Origin of the sequence: Paenibacillus sp. N3.4 (genome assembly GCF_008017805.1) — a bacterium.
Taxonomy (GTDB): Bacteria; Bacillota; Bacilli; order Paenibacillales; family NBRC-103111; genus Paenibacillus_E.
In genome coordinates this window covers 1-21,413 of the sequence record NZ_VRTT01000093.1, presented here as the reverse complement: position 1 = coordinate 21,413, position 21,413 = coordinate 1, and the positions used below count along the sequence as shown (strand labels likewise).

Sequence of the window (21,413 nt, the reverse complement as noted above, 5' to 3'; positions counted from 1 at the left end):
TGGTTGCTATTCACAGACCAAGCCACTAGCTTCGTGCTATCTACGCTGCCTACGGCCAGCTTCGACCCTTCCACCGCGCCTTCGGCGAGGTGTTCACTGCTCACAGCACCGACAGCCAACTTATGACTGTCTACACTATTCGCTGCGAGATGGTAACTGCTGATCGATCCCGAGGCTAGCTTGCTGCCGTCAATGCTGCCTGCTGCCAGCTTCGCACCGAACAAAGAGCCATCTGCTAAATGATGATTGCTTACCACACCCTCTGCCAGTTTGGAGCCGTCCACAGATCCATCGGCCAAGTGACTGCTGCTTACTACTCCTGCCGCTAGCTTACTACTGTCGATGCTGCCCGCTACCAGCTTTGATCCTTCCACGGATCCATCCGCCAGATGGTTACTATTTACTGACCAAGCCGCTAGCTTCGTGCTATCTACGCTGCCTTCGGCCAGCTTCGATCCATCCACGGCGCCTTCGGCGAGGTGTTCACTGCTCACAGCACCGACAGCTAACTTATGGCTGTCTACGCTATTCGCTGCGAGATGGTAGCTGCTGATCGCACCCGAGGCAAGCTTGCTGCCGTCAATGCTGCCTGCGGCCAGCTTCGCACCGAACAAAGAGCCATCCGCCAGATGGTCGCTGTTCACGGAGCCGGCGGTCAACTTGCTGCCGTCCACGCTGTTTGCTGCCAGTTTACTGGCATCCACTGTACCATCTACGATGTGACTGCCGCTTACCGAACCCGCTGTCAGTTTGCTGCCATCTACGCTGGCGGCGGCCAGCTTCACACCATCGACAGCCCCGTCGGCCAAGTGATAGCTGCTTATCGCTTTGCCTACCAGCTTGCTGCCGTCAATACTGCCTGTGGCTAGCTTCTCACCAGTTACAACGCCTGGAGAAAGATGGTTGCTGCTTATAGCACCCTCGGTAATCTTGCTGCCATCCACACTGTCTGCTGCCAGCTTCGAGCCATTGACCGAACCGGGTGCCAGATGATCACTATTCACAGAACCGGATACCAGCTTGCTGCTATCTACGCTGTTCGTCGCCAGCTTAGTGCCATTCACGGCGCCATCAAGGATATGCTCGCTATTTACAGCACCTGCGATTAAATTGCTGCTATTGACGCTGGATTCAGCCAACTTTGTTGCATCGATTATGCCATCAACGACATGCTCCCTACTGATGGAACCAAACGACAGTTTCGTTCCATCTATTAAACCATCTGCCAAGTGCTCACGACGAATGGCATTGGTTATAATTTTACTGCCATCCACAGAGCCGTTAGCCAATTTTTTTCCATCCACAGCACCATCAACCAGATGCTCGTTGCTGACAGAGCCCGCGGTTAACTTGCTGCCGTCTACGCTGCCCGTAGCCAATTTCGCACCATAAACAGCGCTGTCTGAGAGGTGATAATTGCTTATGGCACCGAGTGCCAGCTTACTCCCGTCCACCGATTTGGCGGCTAATTTATCATTCTCAACGGCACCTGCTGCGAGGTGCCCACTGCTTACACATTTTGCAGCTAGTTTAGAGCCGTCCACGGCCCCGTCAGCTAAGTGTTCATTCGTAACTGCACCCGCAATTAACTTAGTACCATCCACACAGGCCTCGGCTAGCTTCGCACCATTCACTGCCCCATCGATGAGGTGATCCGTATTGACGGATTTGAATGCCAGCTTTGATCCGATGATCGTTCCATCTCCCAAATGACGGGCATTTAGCGCACCGGTAACCAACTTGCTTCCGTGGATGCTCTCATTCGCGAGCTTTGCCGCGGTAATAGCTCCGTCTACAATATGTTCGCTGCTTATCGTTTTACCCGAAATTTTACGTCCCGTCACACTCGCATCAGCTAATTTCGCTTCTGTTATGGCATGATCTTCTACTTTACTCGTCGTAACTGCCAGATTTTGAAGATTCCAAGCCGATATAGCTCCTGCCTGGAGATGCTGCGTTCCCACAGAACCGGTAGCCAGTTTCTCTTCCGTTACTGCCTCTTGGGCGAGCGTATCTGTCGTAATCGAGCGTTCAATAAGTTTAGAACCTGCCAAACTATGATCCGCGAAAATGCCGAGCGTGATAGAGCCTTGCGCCAAGTGCTCCGATGTAATAGCACCCGTCTTAATATGAAATCCGTCAATGATATTTTCTTGCAAATGACGATTTTCAATCGACATGGATGCGATTTTGCTGCTCGTCACTGCTTCTTCAGCGATTTTGCTCGTCGTAACCGTTTGTTCCTGGACATGTCTTGTTGTAATAGCTTCGTCCGCGATATGCTCACGTTCAATAGCTAGTTCTGCGATTTGCTCTTGACCAATCGCTTGTTTGGCTACATGTTCAGAACGAATAATTTCCGTTCCCAGCTTATTCGCGGAAATGACACCATCTTGAAGATGCTCCGTACCGATTGCTTGCCAAGCCAGATGAGATCCCGTTACAGCTTCATCCGCCAAATGCATTCTACAGACGGTTCCTTCCTGCAAATGAGCAGAAGTAATCGTATTCTTCGCGATTTTATCCGATGTGACGCTTGCTTCCTTCAATTTCGCTGAATCCACGCTTTCATTCGCTATTTTGTCCGTCGTTACGGAGCCCGCTTCCAGTTTGGCACTCGATATAAGGCTATCCGCAAGATGAACACTTTGAATCGATTGTTCGCTGATATGTCTTCCTGTAATTACATTTTCGGCTAATTTAGCGGAAGTAATGGATTCATCTTGAAACATGCTCGCATGGATAGCACCCTCCGATATATGTTTGCTATGAATGGTATGCTCAGCGATGTGATACCCGCTTATGGCATCGCCAGCAATATGCTCTGCTTGAATAGAAGCCCAAAGCACATGTTTCGATTCGATCGATTGCGGGGCAAGCTTCTGACTTGTAACTGCCTGATCGGCCAGTTCATGCTCTGTAATGGAAGCAGAAGCCAGCTTATCCGTGGTTACGGATTCGTTCTGCAAGTGAAAACTTTCCACAGCCCCATCTGCGAGATGTGTTCCATCGATCTGATACGGCGCGATGCTTCGACTCCATATGCTTCCTTCTGCCAGATGCTCATTACCTATACTTCGCGGCTGGATATGCACCGAAGTGATACTGGCATTCGCAATCTTTTCTTCTGTAACGGATTGATCTCTTAGCTTATCCGTTGTGATCGAGGCATCCATCAGTTTGGCTGTATCAATAATGTAATTGGATAAATGCTTGGATTGCACAGCTCCACTGCGTATTTTATCAGTCGTAATGGCTTGATTGTCAATTAGTTCACTTGTAATCACAAGCTCGGACAGATGCTGGGGATGAATAGAACCGTCTGCTAATTTCGAAGAATCGATCGCCTGATCTGCCAATTTATCCGGGGTAATACTGTTATCGAATAGCTTGCTGCCAGAGAGCGAATTGTCTTGAATTTTATCGCCCGCAATACTTTGCGGCGCGATGTGCTCATCGTGGATGGCACCATGGGCAACTTTATCTCGGGTCACACTAGCCTGAGCCAGCTTCGAATGTTCAATAGCAAAATCCTTGATGACTTTGGAGCCAATGCTAAGAGGCTTAATTTTGCTTTCATCGACTGAACGATTCGCGATCTTCTCCCAAGTAATGGCTTCTTCTACAATATCATCCGTATAGACAACAGGATTTACAAACTTTCCTGTTTTTCGCTCTGACAACATTAGTAAAGGAGGTGCTGGATTGGGTGCCCGAGAAACATTCAATAATTGTGAGGTTCTAGTCTGTTTGCTACTTTCGGTTGTTGAAGACTTGCTTGCAGCACTTTTCGTCTGTGGTTTCGCATCATTGTCGCGACTTTATGACTGGCCTCTACTTTTTCCTGTTTCTCAGAAACCGTTTGGGTTTCATTATCATCGAGCCATTGAAGCTCATTTATGCTGGATTTCACCTTATGCACATATGGCTTAGCACTGCTGCTCTTTCGCTTGTTCATAGACTCCTCTCCATTTCCCCATGAATTAGTCATTGGTAACATATTCACGCTTGGCAGAAGAGGTACGTTAGCCCGAGAAAAATGTGCGCTCACCTAGCTAAAAGGCCGTTCCACTTTCATCTTTCTGTACAACTCATATCTCATTTCAGCAGCCCGCTCCCAGGTAAAGCACTGGTGAACTCTCTGAATGCCTTGTTCTCCCATGGCCCGCTGCAGCTCAGCATCTCCAAGAAGACGAAGGATATATCGGGGTAAATCCTCGTTCATTCGACTAGCTTCTATTAAATAGCCGACCGTTCCATCTTTAATCACTTCCTGGATACCGCCTGATCTTGCGGCTACAACCGGTACGCCTGATGCCATAGCTTCCACATTCACCAGTCCGAAAGCTTCCCCTTCGCCCGATGGAACTGCAACAACATCGGCGATTTGGAACCATTTTGGAATATCTGGGTGTGAGATATAGGGAATGAACCGTACATTCTGCGGCATTTTATTCCCTAGCTTATACAAATTTTTCACATATTTCGATAACCGTCCAGACCCATAAAAGGCTCCACCTACAATAATAAGAACCGCATTTGGTTCTGACTCTATAATGACCCGCATCGCATTTAAAAGATGGTGCACGCCTTTCTTAGGAATCAATCGCCCAACAAACAAAATGATTTTCCGATTCTCATAACCTAACTTTCGTAGCAGCTCAAGGCGAGTTTCTTGGCTTTCCTCGGACCATCTGGAGGTGAATTTAGCAACGTCGACACCCAAGTGCTGAGTGACAATTTTGTGTGCAGCGCTTGGTACCTTTTGCGCTAGGAACTGTTTCAGAAAATCACTGTTCACAATGATGACATGCGCCGCGCGCAAACAAGCTTTCAATTCTTTGCTCCCAATATGCGGTCTCGAAATAAAAAAGGTAGAATGAAGAACCAAGCCCAAAATCGCTCGGGGATGTCGCTTCCGAAGATAACGCACAAACCGCGGTCGATTGTCCACCTGAATAAATGCAGGCTTGAGACGAGCCAACTGCTTGCTTATTTGCGAGATGTAGGTGGATGAGTTTTGCCTACGAACCCGAATGTAAGAAACGCCATTTCGATTTTCCCGAATGGCTTGAAACGAAGTCGACCTGCCAAGTACGCAAACCCTTGCTTGCTTAACCAACTGCTCAGCTGTTTTTTGAACAACTTGCTCCACCGAGCTGCTCTTCCCTGATGGAATAGGGAATGACCCTGGGGTGACGATAGCAATCTTCATAGGTCTTTCTTTCGATAGATAATCCCCTTCCTTACTCAACATAACCTTCTCACCCTTTCCTTGCCTTCCTACTATACATATGCCGATTCGTAGACAAGGTTTGGGTAGCTGTTCCACCCTTCTCCCAAGTATCTATATACGAAAAACAAGCAAAAAAAAAGCAGTATCCAAATGATATTACATTTGAATGCTGCGCTTATTTACGAATATAGGTGTTCAACAGTTGATGAGCGTCATTGTTTATTTGTTTCGTATCCGGTGTTTGGATCACCTTATCGTTAATTTGATATTTCTGCTTTAGACTCATGATTTGACCAACACTTTGATTGATCATTTGCATGGAAACTTGCTTCGTTTGCACCGCTTTTTTTAATGCTTCAATGACCGTAACGACTTTTTCAAATTCGTGACCGACTAATATGACATTCGTGCCCGCACGTACAGATTTCACAGCCGCTTCACCCAAATCATAATTTTTGGCAATCGCCCCCATCGTTAGATCATCCGTCATGATCAACCCTTTGAAGCCCATTTCTTTTCGCAAAAGGTCTGTCATGATGACACTGGACATCGAGGCCGGATTTTGTCCATCCACCTTGGGCAGTAAAATATGTGCGACCATCACCGCATCTGCCTGCTGCTGAATCGCCTCAGCGAAAGGTACAAGCTCGATCCTGCGCAAACGGGCCAAATCGTTCTGAACAATTGGCAACCCAATATGGGAGTCCACTCCAGTATCCCCATGACCTGGAAAATGCTTAACGACGGACAGAACACGCTGAGATTGCAGCCCTTTCATCGTCTGAATGCCCATTGCGTTGACGATTGTCGCGTTAGACCCGTAAGAACGATCACCTATGACAGGGTTCTTTGGATTGCTGTTAATATCAAGTACGGGCGCGAAATCAACATTTAAACCATAAGCATTTAGTTCTTTGCCCAGCAAACGACCGATACCATAAGCGAACTCTTTATTATTCGTCTTGCCGATTTCTTTATTCGTCGGTGTTTTGGTTATTTCATCGGGCAGCCGTGTCACTTTTCCGCCTTCTTCATCGGCACCAATCCAGAGTGATAGCTTATTTCCCTTATTGGTTCGTTTTAAATCATTCACTAAGCCTACAAGCTGGTTGCTAGTTTTGATATTTGTCTTATATAAAATAATCCCGCCTACATGATAGTTCACTATAAGCTCCTGCGTATGCGAATTCAGTGTATCATCATCTATACCCGCAAATATCATCTGCCCAATCTTCTCTTCCAACGTCATGCCTTGAAGCAGCGCTTCCCCTGATGTCGGAGAAACTACCGCTCCTGTCTCGACTGGTTTTGGAGTCGGTGATTGAGCCGGGCTGACATTAGCTTGTCCGCTGCCCTCATGATGGAAGCAACCAGTGAGCAGGAAGACACTTATGCTGCAAACCGCACAGCACCTAATCATTTTTTTTAACCTCATGCCCTCACCTCCCTCATATCGTTTAGAAAACTTCATCTTTCACTCTTGACGCAACAGGTTCAAGGTTTGTTCAGTCACTATTCCGTCTTAATTCCAACAATGTCAAGTATAGCAACATATAAATCCCGTAACTGCCCAAATACGCACCGCTTATCAGAAAAAGGTTGTTCTCAAATATACCGTGAATATTGGTCATAAATACGGTCTTATCGTGCAAAATACGATAAATAGCTAAAGCACTAAGGATGCCAAATACATAACCACAAATGACGGCAAGGCCGTGGTAGATTGCCTTCCAAGATGTGAATAACCATACGCTGACCAGCATGGCAGGTGGAACCAGGATAATAAGTATAACTAGTAATACAGACATTGTATCTCACCTCATCTTTAGCATTGACGATTTGATCTGGAAATACTCCCCATCTGGCTTCAAATTCTGTCATGGATGAAACCAAGATGACAGTATATCCCAAAATATGCTATAATCACTTCAAGAAATAAAGCGCTTGCATAAAAAAGGAGTTTATTAGTTCTCATACACTAGCACCTCATGAAGGCTGTTTTTCTTATCCCATGCTGCTTCATATCCCTTACACGGAAAAGAGGTTCGGCCATGAAAAAGATGATAACTGCCCAACAACTGCTCCCTTTAGATGCCGTTTTATCGCAAATTGCCAACTGCAAATCTTGTATAAGCACTTCTGACTACTCATCCCGCACGCCTGTTCAATGTATCAAGCTCGCAGGTTCTCACATTCCGATCTCAGTGAACATCGCCACCTGCCATACGTGCGGAGATTATAAGCTCGAATAAAATCATTCTCTATCAGACCCAAACAGCCTCTAGGCTGTTTTTTTCTTGTTCTTTCCTTCTTCTCCTACTCAATTCGGCAATTGATTCTTTTAACTTTCTGTGGCAAGATTAGCGAAGAACCATTAATAGGGAGCTTTGAGCATGCATGAAAGTCTCTCTAACCACGAATGAACAGGAGTTTTTGATCTATGTCTAAACCTTTTTTTCGATTGCTGACGGAGCTGTCCTCACGCAAATGGGTGTCGCAATTGACAGGCGCCTTTGCCAGATCCAAAGCAAGTCGGCTTTTCATTTCTCGATTTGCCCAAACGTATGGCATTCGTATCCAAGATGCCGAGAAACAATTGAAGGAATATAAGTCTTTAAATGATTTCTTCACAAGAAGATTGAAACCCGGATTACGTCCGATTCATGAAGACCTAACCCGCGTAGTCAGTCCCGTGGATGCCGCGATCACAGGCATTGGCGACATTAAGGAAGGCTTGATCGTAAATGTGAAAGGACAAGATTATACGATTGAAGAATTACTTAACCGTTCGCCTCGTACGGTTAATTACAAGAACGGCTTCTATTTCGTTCTGTATTTGAGCCCAACGGACTACCACCGCATTCATTCACCGATTTCCGGCGATATCCTTGAAAAAGAACACGTGCTTGGGAAGGTGTACCCTGTTAATGAGTTCGGACTTCGCCACATGAAGCGAGTCTTAAGCCGTAACGAAAGACTCATTACCTTTATCCAACATGAGGCCGGAGAAGTCGCTGTAGTTAAGGTTGGCGCCTTGAATGTAAGTTCTATTCAGTACGTAAAGCCTCTTCCCAAATCGCTTGAACGCGGTCAAGAACTGGCATACTTCGAATTTGGATCTACTGTCGTGCTACTTTTTGAAGATCATATGTTTGAACCTCGCAAGGATTTGCAGCTTGGTTCTAAAGTGAAAATGGGAGAAGACCTCGGCCGCTTTTTAGAAAAATAGAAGGCTCAGTGCTCCCGGGAGGAGAGAACCATGGCTTCAATAACAACGACATCTCCAAAGCAAAGTTCCAATAGCATCCAAGGAACTGGAGATATCAAACCTACTGTTTACCGCATTCTGTTTGCCATTAGTCTTGTGCATTTACTCAATGATTCCATACAGTCTGTCATTCCGGCTATTTTTCCCATATTGAAAAGTCAGATGGGCTTGAGCTATACACAAGTCGGTTGGGTGCAATTTGCTATCAACTTTACAGCATCCATCATGCAGCCCGTTGTCGGTTTATACACAGACCGTAAACCTTCCCCTTACATGCTGCCGATCGGAATGACCTCAACCCTTATGGGGATGCTGCTGCTTGCCTTCGCTCACTCATATTGGGTTGTGTTGCTTTCTGTGTGTCTCGTTGGACTTGGCTCAGCAGCTTTTCATCCGGAAGGATCAAGAGTCTCTCATATGGCAGCTGGAGGACGCAAAGGTCTAGCCCAATCGATCTTCCAGGTAGGCGGCAACGCAGGCCAATCTCTGGCTCCGATGATGACCAAATGGATTTTCATCCCTTTGGGATTATTCGGCTCGATTTGGTTCACAGGCGTAGCAGCTGTTGCTATTGCCGTGCAATTGTATATAGCTCGTTGGTACAAAGTAGTCTTGCAAGATGCGCCTGTTAAAGCCAAATCCATCGTACAACGTACGGTGAATCCGCAGCGTCGTAAACAAATAAGATTCGCCATTTGCATGCTTATCTTTCTTGTCTTTGTCCGTTCTTGGTATGGCGCAGCGATGAGTGGCTATTTTGCTTTCTTTTTAAAGGATACATATGGCATTACCATTGACCGCGCGCAGGATTTCATCTTCTTATTCCTAGCCGCTGGTGCCGTTGGGACATTTTTGGGCGGTCCGCTAGCCGATCGATTCGGCCGACGCAATTTAATCTTTTTTTCCATGCTTGGTTCAGCGCCGTTTGCCCTGCTCCTACCTCACGTCAGCATCGCATGGGCGTATGTGCTGCTTGTTATTATCGGTATCATCCTACTCTCCAGCTTTTCTGTCACTGTTGTGTATGCACAAATGCTGTTTCCCGGCAAAGTAGGAACGGTCTCAGGTCTTATTACGGGTCTTGCCTTCGGTATGGGCGGCATTGGCAGTGTCGTTCTCGGGAATCTTTGCGATACGCTCGGAACGGCCAGGGTCATGGAGCTGTGCGCATTTTTACCGTTGTTCGGTATCTTAACCTTCTTGCTCCCTTCCGATCGAAAATTAAAGGAATGGACCGAAGAATCAAGCTTAATTTTATTTGCCCTTTTTTCATACTGCAAAAAAACCTTGAAATAGAAGCTGAAACATTCAGCTCCTCATTCAAGGTTTTTCTTTATTGTCCGTTTTATCCGCTATTTGAAGGCTGACGGACTTTTGCCTGTGTATTGCTTGAATTGCCGACTGAAGAAAAACACATCCCGATATCCTAGTGCATCCGCGACTTCCGTTACGCTCATCCCCGCGTACTGCAGCAAATGCTCGGCACGTTCAATCCGCGCTCTGATCAAATACGACTGGACCGATTGCCCGATCAGTTCCTTGAATTTCAGTGAGAAATACCGTGGCGACAAATTCGCCCTACCCGCCAATTCCTCCATTGTGTGTGTCTTAGCAGCATGCTGACGCACATAATTCGCGATTTCTCTTATTGTATCGGAGAGCTGACGTCCGCCACTTTTTCTTATCTCTTGCTCTTCAGGCCGCTCCTCCCGCAAAAGATGAATCATTAGCTGCTTGAGCAGCAAACGTGCCTCTTCCTCTGCTCCAAATGCGCCTGAAAGCCTAAGCCGTACATACCCGGCCAACAGCATTTCGAAAGCGGGCTTGTCCCCAATGATGCGATACGGAATCGGCAGCATTTGCGGATCGGCGTCGTCCGACAGAGCGAAATGAATATAAGTTAACACAAGCGGCTTTTGCGGGTTGTGAGTTGCGCTCGTCACATTCCCCGGTCGGAACAGAAAGCAGCTGCCGCTGCGCACTTCATAGAGAGAATGGTCAAGCTGTACTTCACCCTCCCCGCTCCATACATAAAACAGATCGTAATTACTCATCGGATGATCACGCTTCGCCCATTTCCAACCGGGCTCACAAGTGATTTTAGCAAAGGCAGGGAGCATGCCAAAACGGTCCGGAGATAAGTACAACAATACCCTCACCTCACCTGTATATTCCCTCTATTATGACACATTTTCCACATGAAAAAAACAGTTCGATCCCTCTCCTAAGAGATTTATCGAACTGTTTGAATAGCCCTGCTTAATCGTTGTTCATGTTGTCTTGTGTTTCGCGATTACGACGTCGGGCTACCCCTGACTCGTAAGCAGCCTCCATAACGGCTTCTCGTACTTTTTCGACTACGGTATGATTAAACACACTGGGAATAATATAGGATTCGTTCAACTCATCGTCATTCACTACAGAAGCGATGGCTTTGGCAGCGGCCAGTTTCATCTCTTGTGTAATACGCGAAGCTCGGCAATCCAACACGCCTCGGAAAATCCCAGGAAAACAGAGCACATTATTGATTTGATTCGGATAATCCGAACGGCCTGTCGCCATAACGCGCACGTAAGGCTCTGCTTCCTCAGGTGTAATTTCCGGTGTCGGATTCGCCATCGCAAACACGATCGGATCCTTTGCCATACTTTTTACATCTCCCACCTTAAGCACGCCTGGCCCCGAAAGCCCAATAAATATGTCAGCGCCTGTGATTACATCGGACAGCTTGCCCTTTTCCATAAATGGATTCGTATTAGCTGCGTACCACTCCCAAGCCGAGTTGGAGTAAGTCTCATCACGTACAATCGCACCTTGTCGATCTACACCAATCACATTCGTAACCCCAGCAGCAAGCAGCATCTTGGTGCAGGCAATACCTGCGGCTCCAATGCCGGTAATGACGACTTTACAGGATTCCAACTGCTTGCCGATCAGCTTGACAGCATTCAGCAGCCCTGCAAGGATAACAACAGCCGTTCCGTGCTGATCATCATGGAACACAGGAATATCAAGTTCCTGAATTAACCTTTCTTCAATCTCAAAACAGCGCGGTGATGAGATATCCTCCAAATTAATGCCGCCGAAGCCTGGCGCAATCGCCTTTACTGTACGAATGATTTCTTCTGTGTCTTGGGTATCCAAGCATATCGGGAATGCATCCACACCCGCCATCTGCTTGAACAGCATAGCTTTCCCCTCCATCACAGGCATCGCAGCCTCTGGACCAATATTGCCTAATCCAAGCACCGCTGTGCCATCTGAGACAACGGCGACCGTATTGCGTTTAATTGTGAGTGAGTGCGCTTTCGTAGGATCATTATGAATCGCCATACATACACGGGCAACCCCCGGCGTATAGACACGGGAAAGATCATCCCTATTTTTTATTGGCATTTTTGGTGTGACTTCAATTTTACCGCCCAAATGCATAAGAAACGTTTGATCTGATACGTTTATCAATCGAACGCCGGGAATAACCTTCAAAGCTTGTACAATCGTTTCTGTATGCTCCGGATCACTGACATTAACCGTGATATCTCGCGTTGTCGTCATCTTGCTTGCACGTGTGACGTCAATCGCGACAATATCGCCCCCGGCATCCCCAATAGCTGTTGCGATTTTCCCAAACGTAACCTGCTCTTTATGTAATTCCAAACGCACAATAACGCTTGTGCCTCCACCGTTTGCCCCTGCCATCGTAAGGATCACTCCCAAAGAAATAAAATTAATTGACCACATGTTAAATCATAGCACACAATGCGAATCCTGCCAAAGATCTTGTTTCTGTTTTGCCTAATGGATGGCAGATCATAAAAAAAAGAGATAAGAGATAAGAAAAAGAAGATGGAGGCCTCTGCCTTCATTGAAAATCGTGTACAATCAGACGCTTGCTATCTCCATTTTATCATGTTCTTGGCTATTTGGCACATGATTGTAACACCAGTGTTCATTTCTTCCTCGGTGAGATGCGCAAAGGCGAAACATGCCCCTTCTCGCCCGGCGGGCATGCCGTAATTTCCGGCGTCGCTCCATGAGACGCCGCGCTTTCGCAAGCGGCTGCATACTTGGCGTATGTGGTGGATTCCCCCCGCCACCAGCCAAATAGATGCAGCCCGGCATCGCTCTCCACCCAATCGAAGAGGGTGGAGAGCTGCTCCTGCAGCAGCTCCTGCAGGAGCAAAAACTTGCTCGCGTACACCCGCCGCATGCGGCGCAGGTGTCGCTCGTAGCCACCGCTCGCCATGAAGGCGGCGAGCGAACGCTGTTCGAGCAGCCCCGAAGGGTGCGGCTCGAACAGCCGCTTCGCGGCCACGAAGGCGCTGAGCAGCGCCTCCGGCAGCACCACATAGCCGATGCGCAGATCCTGCAGCATCGTTTTGGAGAAAGTGCCGATGTAGACGACTCGGCCCTCTTGGTCTAACACCTTGAGCGGCTCAATCGGCCGCCCACGGTGTCTGAACTCGCTGTCATAATCGTCTTCGACGATAACAGCGTTTTGCTCCACCGCCCATTGCAGCAGCTGCCGGCGGCGCTCCAAGCCCAGCACCGCCCCTGTAGGGAATTGGCGGCTGGGTGTCACGAACAGCAGCCGCGCCTCCCAAGGCTGCGGGATGAGACCATGCCCGTCTATTTGCTCCATGGACGGCATTCCGCCAGCAGCCAGCACAGCGCGGCTGATGCCATGATAACCCGGGCGCTCCACAATAACCGGATCGCCCGTATTTACAAGAATTTGGGTCAGCAGCGCAATCGCCTGCATCGACCCATTGACAATAACGATGCGATCAGGAGACGCATCGATTCCACGCATGCGCCAAAGATGATGCGCAATCGCTTCACGAAGCGCATAGTGTCCCTCAGCGATGTGGGACTCCTCCTGCGGCGACTCCGTCATCCGCCGCACCTGCTCATACATCGCTCGGTTCCACAAATCTCGCGGGAAATCATCCAACTGAGGTTTCCCTATTGCAAAAGAAATACTTCGTTTTTGTTCTTGCTTATGCTCCTGCTCCTTTACGCTGCCTTGAGCAGCACGATCTTCCCCACTAACCCGCATACCCCAATCGGAAAGCACAATTTTGCTCCCACTGCTAGACTCTGGCTTTTCCCTGCCTCCCTCGTACACAACAAACGTCCCACTGCCAATATCTGCCTGCAAGTACCCCTCAGCAATGAGCATATCATAGACCTGGTTGACAGTCCCGCGCGAAACCCCTACTATCGCTGCCATTTCACGAGTCGAGGGCAGCTTTCTATGTTGTTTCAGCTTATTTTCCAAAATCCCATCATGCATCGCCTGATACAAGGCCGAATATTTGCTTGGATATCTCTCTTTATAGGCAAGGTACTGTAAAAGAAAATCCATCTTCAACCCTCCATTGATTCATTAGCAAAGTGGTATATACAAATTTCAACTAATTGGATCTTTTTATTAAACCATTATTCGATTATGCTAACTAAAATCTCATAAAGACAACAAGTTGACAAGGAGAAATAATTATGAATCTACAATCCCCTATTTTAGAAGGAACTCGCGTCGCTCTGCTTCCTCTGCAAGAATCTCACATTACGGGTCTTACAAATGCTGCTAATGACCCCCAGATTTGGTCCTACATGACCCCACTCTCGACTAAGAAAGAGGTTGAGCAATTTGTTCACCAAGCGCTGAATGAACAACAGTTGGGGCAAGGCATCCCCTTCAGCGTGTACGATAAACAATCCGATACCTTCATTGGCAGTACGCGTCTGTTTGATATTTCTACCGAGCATCGGCATCTCGAAATTGGCCACACCTGGTATAATCCCAGTGTCTGGCGTTCGCGTGTTAACACAGAATCCAAGTATTTACTGCTTCGTCATTGCTTTGAAGTTCTCCATACCGTCCGTGTTCAAATCAAAACGGATCTTCGGAATGAACGATCTCAAGCTGCCATTGCCCGATTGGGTGCACAGAAAGAAGGCGTTCTGCGTCAAAATCGCATCCTTCATGACGGCTACATTCGAGACACTGTTATGTTCAGTATTTTGGATAAGGAGTGGCCGGAGGTAAAACAAAAATTAGACGGGTTTTTGAATCAAATCAGAGTCTAATTTCCAAACTGTAAAATGAATTTGAAAAAAATCATTTAGCGCAGTGACGTACCCCTGTGAAAGTGATATAATAACTGCAAAAAATGATTAGTTCATTGGAAGGAATGACCCACTCTTATGAATCCTCTGGCACGACAGTTAAACGAGACCCTGGAACGTGAAAATCCTCATGTGCATGACATGCTTTCCGCATTAGGCAAATCGATTTACTTCCCTAAGGAAGGTATTCTCAGTCAATCTGCTGAAGCGAAGGCCAAGGCCAAGAAGTACAATGCTACAATCGGTATTGCTATCGAAAATGGTCAGCCTATGCATCTGAAGGTCATTCAAGACACTCTCTCCACCTACGCGCCAAAAGATATATACGAATACGCTCCACCTGCTGGTAAACCTGAACTACGTACAGCGTGGCGTAAAAAAATGCTTGAAGAAAATCCCGAGATTGGCAGTAAACGAATCGGGAATCCCATCGTTACCAATGCGCTAACCCACGGTCTGAGCATTGCAGCTGACCTTTTTGCTGATGTAGGCGACGCTGTCATTATTCCCGACAAAAATTGGGAAAATTACGAGCTCACATTCGAAATCCGCCGCGGTGCCCAAATCGTAAACTATCCCCTCTATAACGAGGAGCAGAAGTTTAACGCTGCCGGACTTCGTGAAGCGCTGCTGGCTCAAAAAGCCAAAGGCAAAGCGATTGTCGTTCTGAATTTCCCAAACAATCCAACGGGCTACACGCCGGGTGCCGAAGAAGGCAAAGCCATTGCCGCATCGATCAAAGAAGCCGCTGAAGCCGGCATCAATGTCGTTGTTCTTACCGACGACGCGTACTTTGGCCTTTTCTTCGAAGATTCTCTTCATGAATCCTTATTCGGCCAGCTTGCCGACATTCATCCACGTGTGCTTGCCGTCAAAATCGATGGCGCGACGAAGGAAGAATACGTTTGGGGCTTCCGCGTAGGATTCATCACCTATGCAGGTCAAAGTGATGCCTTGCTTAGCGCCTTGGAGCAAAAAACAATGGGTATTATCCGCGCAACCATTTCTAGCGGCCCGCATCCTTCTCAAACGTTCGTCCTTCATGCTTTGAACTCACCTGAATTTGCCCAGCAAAAACAGGAAAAGTACGAAATTATGAAAGGCCGCGCAAACCGTACAAAATCTACGCTGGATAGCGGAAAGTTCGATGATGCCTGGGGCTACTATCCATTCAATTCCGGCTACTTCATGTGCTTGAAGCTTAAAACCGTTGATGCCGAAACATTGCGCCTTCACCTGCTGAACCAACATGGCGTAGGCACAATTGCACTAGGCACGACCGATCTACGGGTTGCCTTCTCCTGCATCGAAGAAGAAAACCTGGAAGAACTTTTTAACCTGATCTACCAAGGTGTCAAAGAAATAGAAGCTGCCGCGGTAACTAAATAAAAAAGACAAGAAGAGCACTTACTAGCCCCTCTGGGCCGTGAGTGCTCTTTTGCATAAAGGGCTTCTTCTAATCTCTATATCCAGCCCTTACGTTTTTTTAATGAATCAGTTTGAGCGATATGATGCTGTCCGTGCCAAGCGTATCTTTGCGTTGCGACATTTAGGGTCATAGTGCCATGAGTTGGGCTCATAAAAGTGCGCTCGATAAGAACCTGCCATAGCTGCTTCTTCTGTTAAAGCTCTTTTAAAACGAATATATGCATTCATATCGTTATCGGCTACATGATGTACGACTACATACTTGAGGAGAAAGAAAGCCTCTTAACTTTTGGCTTTAGTGATCATCTCCGCCTTTGGATCAATGAAGAAGAAGTTTATCAAGGCGAATTTTGGGGTTGGGGACTGAGTGTGAAAACAGGATTAACTGATTTGTCATTTATTTTGATCGAAATTGATTCATTTTTATTTGGATCTGACTATATGATCTTTCTTTGTCGTTATCCAGCTATTCTCTTTTCTCTCTATAGTTTGTCTCATCTGAATGGTCCCTAAAAAAGTTTTTCTGCTGATAAGCAATATTTTTCCATCGGTCCTAAATCTTATATTTTCTAATTCAATTGCCATCCCGCCAAATTTATGGTTCGATAAATTTCTCTCTATGTCTGAATAGTCACCCTCACCAACTTCAACTCCACTTTCCTGCTTCATATCATTTAACAACACATTTTTCTCTTCATCTGTAAGATCCAAATTGTCTGTTCGAACTAAAAGATAGGTCATTGTTGAATGATTGTAGCTGCTGGCTTCTTGCTTGAATAACGCTTTGTATGCGGCTTTATAAATATCTACATGTTCTTGTCTATCGATTTGTTTCTTCTCCGAGCATCCTACTACAAAAATTGCTGCTAAAAATGTAACAAGCAGCGTTTTTTTCATTTGGCCATCCTCCAGTGTCTTTTATATTTAAAAGGCATGGCATATGGGTTGTATAATCATAACTGTTGATGTTGTACACTTGACCCTATAGGAATTCGCACTGTCACTTTTGTGCCTTGACCTATCTTTGAGTCAATTCCGACGACTCCATTTAAAAGGGATACACGACTCTTGATTTGCATGATACCGAGTCCTCCACTTCCTACCACTTGTAATCGCTCCAGGTTAGGTATTGCCTTCATGTTAAACCCGCTGCCATTATCATGGTAGTATAAGCAAATGAAGTCATCTAACACTGACAATTTAATCGATAATCTTGATGCGTTTGAATGTTTCCGTGCATTGCTTACTAGCTCCTGTGTGATTCTAAACAGGTGCTTTTTGGCTTCTATATCAATGGACTCCACAATCATTTCTGAACTGGAAGAAAATTTGACTTCGAATTCATTTAATCCAACGTCTAACCACTGATTAATCGTTTGGATGAGTCCAACAGCCTTAATTAAATACGGGTTTAAATCTAGGCAGTTCTGACGTAAGTTTACATTAATTAAATCGAGATGCTCCATCATACGACCAATATCCTTTCGCTGATCGATACTCAATGGTTCCTTTCCCTCAAGAAAAATGTTAAGCCTTCGTTTCATTAAAAAAAGATCTTGCATCGTAGAATCATGTAAATCCATCGCAATCCGGTTACGTTCTTTCTCTTGAATCTCAAACATAGCCTTCCGTAGCCACAGAATGTCACCTGTTGCCTCAGCATTGGAAACCTGAGAGGTAATCTCGTAAAGCCTCATCTCAAGTTTTTGGATCAGGTATAAGTTCTCAATACTAATCCTTAGGTTAGAAACAATTGGACGCAACCATTCAATTTCTTCTCTGTTCAGGTGTGTTTGATTACGCTTTCTTGTTAATACCAAATAACACTCATACTCTTCATGCATACCCAGCATAAAATAGCTTAACTCATCAACTAACATTTCTTCACCATGAAATTGTGCAGGAACACCTTTAATAGCTATTTCCCCTTCATCAATAACATCCAATCGATCCGAAAAATTAAATACAATCGCACAACCAAATACATCGAGGGTCCCCTTAATATCAACGAGAACAATCTCTCTTAGCTCACGAAAGCTCTTGATCGAGCCTAAATGATCGGCAAGCTTATGCAGAGCATGACGGAGATGATATTTTCTTGGAAAAAAAATAGGTTCCAGTTTAGATGTCAAATATTCTAAGGAATAGAGAAGGCATGTCATTGCAACTATCGTCACTACTAGAACGAAAACATGAGTTTCGATACTAACTTTTGTCCGAAAAATTGTTGCAGATAATAAGGTGATCGCAGCAGCTGGAACTATTGAAATAACGAATGCAACTAGGATTCTTCTTATAAATATTTCAATATCATACAATCTCTTAGCTAAGATTAAATAGGCAAAAGAAAGCGGAAATAGAGTAATGAACCACCCTGTATACAATGGCTCAACGAGGTCTTGCCCAGTGAGTAATCTAGGTAGAAAGGATAAGAGGATGAATGGTGCAAATGACAAGAACAATGTCACCCAAATTAATTTAACTATCATACTAAAATAATCATTTTTTCTGCGGTGCTTAATACAAAAATAGCCAAGTGTTCCAAGAACCGCTAGCGTCCCTACGATAAAAAATAACATTGTTAAAGTAATCATTATGGTATATAGGTGTGAAGCAATTTCGGGATTTATCATAAGAAGTGCTAGTATATTAATTATTATCGGTAAAATGTATAACCCTTTTATCAATTTTTTTGAGTAAGGAATCCCTCCCTTCTCTTTCAAAAAGGCACAAAGAAAATGAAGAAATACAACAGGTAGAGCCGTCATTGAAACAATAATAATGATCTTTGCTACCATATCGCCTCTACCAGAGCCCAGTAAACTCATATAAATAATTGCCATATTAAAGAATAAAACAGATAATATGCGAGATGAACTTAAGCTTCGTGCCTTGAAATAAATAAGAAAACCCATAAAAAAACAAAGAGCTTCATTGGCAATTGGAAGCACGTTATAGGCTGAACTGCTTTGAAACAACTTAGTGTATACCGTAGCAGTTGTATCTCCTCTTACAACCTCAAAAGATTCTGCTAAGTAAATTGCACCCCATCTTTTAATGGAAAGATTTGATTCTAATGAACGGCCATCAATGGAAACTACAATGTCTCCTATATTTACTCCTAATTGTTTGCTAGTCTCATTGTCCTGAAAGTCACTGATTACCCAAGGGCCTTGGTCCGTATGTTCAACGAAAATTCCTATTACTGGATATCTAATAGCAATGTAACTAAACCACACCTGTAGTATAATTACCGACAATACAAGTAGAGATGCTACTAACTTACGCCGCATAAAAACCTCCTAATTTACATTTTATTGTTAAAATATAATATAATTGTCTGTCATTCGACTATCTAAATGATTATAATGTTGATAAATCTAAAAGAAAGAGAGTTGAATACATATGCAAGCAAAAGCTTTATTCTGGTCATCTGGTTTGCAGGAAGCTATTCATTACTTGAAACAACTAACTAATGAACAACGACAGAACTATCTTAATGACTCGAATAACTTATTAACGTTGTCAATTAATCAATATGAATTGAGAGCGCTAAAACAAACTTTTTCTAATTCACAAGCACTTGATGGTACAGGACCTGGTTGGTGGTTTTAATTCCCTTATAATCTTTTAATTACCATTATGTTTAATAGTTATATAGCACAATAGAGATGATCGTGTCGATAACTATATTTGCACGCTCATCTCTATTCTTGTTTTTTCCTTCAACCTTTGTTTATACCAACTTTTTAACATCCATTTTGTTATTATCATTTATCAGTTTTTGGTTTCTTCAAAATATGATACTACCTCCAACTTCTAGTTCCCAGTTTCTTATGTGTTTGTTCATACTCATCACTCAATTTTCCCGTAAGGAGGAATTTTGCTAGTAAAATCGATTATTTTAAAAATAAAATATCTAATATATACAATTAATACCTGATTACGGAAAAATACCCTGTTTATATATTACCATATTAAGGAACAAACGGTCATTTCTAAAAATTCCATTTGCTAGGAAATATCCTGCCACATGCCCCTCACCTGAACTTATCCTCGATTCTGCCCATCTTGCAACTACAAAGAGTTTCCAGATGTCATTCTCAAAAAAAGTTCTGATATGCTTAACAACAAATGTAATTCAACAATAAAAAAACCTGGATTCCTATAAAAAGAAATTTCAGGTTTTTTATTTGGATTTAGTCGGATGAATTAGAACCCTCATACCTTGTCAACGCCACCCTCTCGTGAGGGGAGTCAAACTTGGTTGCTTTAGCAGTGTTATCCATATTGGCTCCAGACTACTTTTTACCAGTTACCGATTTATTAAGGTCATCCGCTGTGTATATGATCGTATTGGGAAATCCTTGGCTATTTCATCTTTGATTCGGACATCCCTTTAGAGAGATAAATGCTAAACTCTGCGATTGTGCTAGGGTATTTCTCAATTAAATGGAGGAGTATAAAAAGAATAATCCATGTTCAGAAGCATCTCTAATTGAATCTAAACGATAATCGATGCATCCGCTTCGAATAATCTGGTTCCGGTCTTAGCAACTGGATAATGTAATACTCATCCAAAAATCGTTTCCGAACTATTAGGGCACACATACATTCAAATTACGTTTGGCCTTTACTCTCATCTATTTCCCAATCTACAAGAAGATGCACTACCCAACTTGGCTAAATGATCTCCCAAATCAAAAAGCAGCAACCAAAGAAGTGTAATTAACGACTTCTAGGAGTGCTGCCTTTTTGCTACCACAGTAATAACTTTTAAATTTTCCCCTACATTGAAGAAGGCCATAAAATAAATAAAAACCCTTATATATCAAGGGTTTCGTCGTTTTAAAACAGGATGCGGTCGGAGGGATTTGAACCCTCACGCCTTGTGAGCGCCACCCCCTCAAGATGGTGTGTCTGCCGTTCCACCACGACCGCTTATAAAAAAATAAACTGGGGATCTAGGATTTGAACCTAGGCATGACGGAGTCAAAGTCCGTTGCCTTACCGCTTGGCTAATCCCCATTGCAAAAGGGAAAAGGGCGATCGACGGGACTTGAACCCGCGAATGCTGGATCCACAAACCAGAGTGTTAACCCCTTCACCACGACCGCCACAGCAGGGTAAATTTGTTCCCTGAAAACTAGATACGAAACGTTGCGTAAAGTTTGAAATGCTTAGGTTTTCTGGGCCCCAATCAAGTATTCGGAATTCGCTACAAAGCTTATCTTCACTTGGTTGGGATTAGGTTAAGCCCTCGACCGATTAGTATTCGTCAGCTGCATACGTTGCCGCACTTCCACCTCGAACCTATCAACCTCGTCGTCTACAAGGGGTCTTACATAC

14 protein-coding genes, 3 tRNA genes, 1 rRNA gene and 1 pseudogene are annotated in these 21,413 nt (G+C 44.8%); 5 read left to right on the top strand and 14 right to left on the bottom strand.

Features of this window, described 5'->3' with window-relative positions; all coding sequences use genetic code 11:
- The 5 genes and pseudogenes from FU659_RS30400 to FU659_RS30380 all read right to left on the bottom strand — a co-directional run.
- A pseudogene (locus FU659_RS30400) lies at window positions 1–3,686 on the bottom strand (hypothetical protein); the annotation flags it as partial.
- A 38-nt stretch (window positions 3,687–3,724) separates the two neighbouring features.
- Window positions 3,725–3,958, bottom strand: coding sequence for a hypothetical protein (locus tag FU659_RS30395; RefSeq protein ID WP_147950999.1), 234 nt, complete (start codon window positions 3,956–3,958; stop codon window positions 3,725–3,727).
- Between the two features lie 93 nt (window positions 3,959–4,051).
- Entirely contained in the window at window positions 4,052–5,257 is a 1,206-nt protein-coding gene (locus FU659_RS30390; RefSeq protein ID WP_261808151.1) for a glycosyltransferase family 4 protein, read from the bottom strand.
- Window positions 5,258–5,411: 154 nt separating this feature from the next.
- Window positions 5,412–6,671 (bottom strand): beta-N-acetylhexosaminidase, encoded by a 1,260-nt coding sequence (gene nagZ, locus FU659_RS30385; RefSeq protein ID WP_147950998.1) that lies wholly within the window; start codon window positions 6,669–6,671, stop codon window positions 5,412–5,414.
- Between the two features lie 70 nt (window positions 6,672–6,741).
- Window positions 6,742–7,044 carry a transposase gene (locus FU659_RS30380; protein WP_147950997.1) on the bottom strand — a complete coding sequence of 101 codons (303 nt, stop codon included), beginning with the start codon at window positions 7,042–7,044 and terminating at the stop codon, window positions 6,742–6,744.
- 632 nt (window positions 7,045–7,676) lie between these two features.
- Here FU659_RS30380 and asd point away from each other — a divergent pair.
- Entirely contained in the window at window positions 7,677–8,465 is a 789-nt protein-coding gene (gene asd, locus FU659_RS30375) for an archaetidylserine decarboxylase (protein ID WP_147950996.1), read from the top strand.
- Between the two features lie 39 nt (window positions 8,466–8,504).
- Window positions 8,505–9,800 carry an MFS transporter gene (locus tag FU659_RS30370; RefSeq protein ID WP_261808152.1) on the top strand — a complete coding sequence of 432 codons (1,296 nt, stop codon included), beginning with the start codon at window positions 8,505–8,507 and terminating at the stop codon, window positions 9,798–9,800.
- Window positions 9,801–9,856: 56 nt separating this feature from the next.
- Here FU659_RS30370 and FU659_RS30365 read toward each other — a convergent pair whose 3' ends face one another.
- From FU659_RS30365 to pdxR, 3 genes are all read right to left on the bottom strand, one after another.
- Window positions 9,857–10,654 (bottom strand): helix-turn-helix domain-containing protein, encoded by a 798-nt coding sequence (locus FU659_RS30365; RefSeq protein WP_147950994.1) that lies wholly within the window; start codon window positions 10,652–10,654, stop codon window positions 9,857–9,859.
- Window positions 10,655–10,763: 109 nt separating this feature from the next.
- Window positions 10,764–12,203, bottom strand: coding sequence for an NAD-dependent malic enzyme (locus FU659_RS30360; protein ID WP_147950993.1), 1,440 nt, complete (start codon window positions 12,201–12,203; stop codon window positions 10,764–10,766).
- A 250-nt stretch (window positions 12,204–12,453) separates the two neighbouring features.
- On the bottom strand, window positions 12,454–13,872 hold the full coding sequence (pdxR, locus tag FU659_RS30355; RefSeq protein WP_261808150.1) for a MocR-like pyridoxine biosynthesis transcription factor PdxR: 1,419 nt from the start codon (window positions 13,870–13,872) through the stop codon (window positions 12,454–12,456).
- Between the two features lie 134 nt (window positions 13,873–14,006).
- On the opposite strand from pdxR, the gene FU659_RS30350 reads away from it, so the two are divergent.
- On the top strand, window positions 14,007–14,597 hold the full coding sequence (locus FU659_RS30350) for a GNAT family N-acetyltransferase (RefSeq protein WP_147950992.1): 591 nt from the start codon (window positions 14,007–14,009) through the stop codon (window positions 14,595–14,597).
- A gap of 117 nt (window positions 14,598–14,714) precedes the next feature.
- Entirely contained in the window at window positions 14,715–16,025 is a 1,311-nt protein-coding gene (locus FU659_RS30345) for an aminotransferase class I/II-fold pyridoxal phosphate-dependent enzyme (protein ID WP_147950991.1), read from the top strand.
- A gap of 462 nt (window positions 16,026–16,487) precedes the next feature.
- Here the strand turns inward: FU659_RS30345 and FU659_RS30340 are convergent, their stop codons facing one another.
- The gene (locus FU659_RS30340; RefSeq protein ID WP_147950990.1) at window positions 16,488–16,961 is read right to left on the bottom strand and encodes a hypothetical protein; all 474 of its coding nucleotides are present in this window, start codon (window positions 16,959–16,961) and stop codon (window positions 16,488–16,490) included.
- A 56-nt stretch (window positions 16,962–17,017) separates the two neighbouring features.
- Window positions 17,018–19,357 carry a sensor histidine kinase gene (locus FU659_RS30335; RefSeq protein WP_147950989.1) on the bottom strand — a complete coding sequence of 780 codons (2,340 nt, stop codon included), beginning with the start codon at window positions 19,355–19,357 and terminating at the stop codon, window positions 17,018–17,020.
- A gap of 112 nt (window positions 19,358–19,469) precedes the next feature.
- On the opposite strand from FU659_RS30335, the gene FU659_RS30330 reads away from it, so the two are divergent.
- Window positions 19,470–19,679 (top strand): hypothetical protein, encoded by a 210-nt coding sequence (locus FU659_RS30330; RefSeq protein WP_147950988.1) that lies wholly within the window; start codon window positions 19,470–19,472, stop codon window positions 19,677–19,679.
- Between the two features lie 1,244 nt (window positions 19,680–20,923).
- Here the strand turns inward: FU659_RS30330 and FU659_RS30325 are convergent.
- The 4 genes from FU659_RS30325 to FU659_RS30310 form a co-directional block, all read right to left on the bottom strand.
- Window positions 20,924–21,005 (bottom strand) — tRNA-Leu (locus FU659_RS30325).
- Between the two features lie 15 nt (window positions 21,006–21,020).
- Window positions 21,021–21,092, bottom strand: a tRNA-Gln gene (locus FU659_RS30320).
- A 16-nt stretch (window positions 21,093–21,108) separates the two neighbouring features.
- A tRNA-His gene (locus FU659_RS30315) sits at window positions 21,109–21,181 on the bottom strand.
- A 131-nt stretch (window positions 21,182–21,312) separates the two neighbouring features.
- Window positions 21,313–21,413 (bottom strand): 23S ribosomal RNA (locus tag FU659_RS30310); the annotation flags it as partial.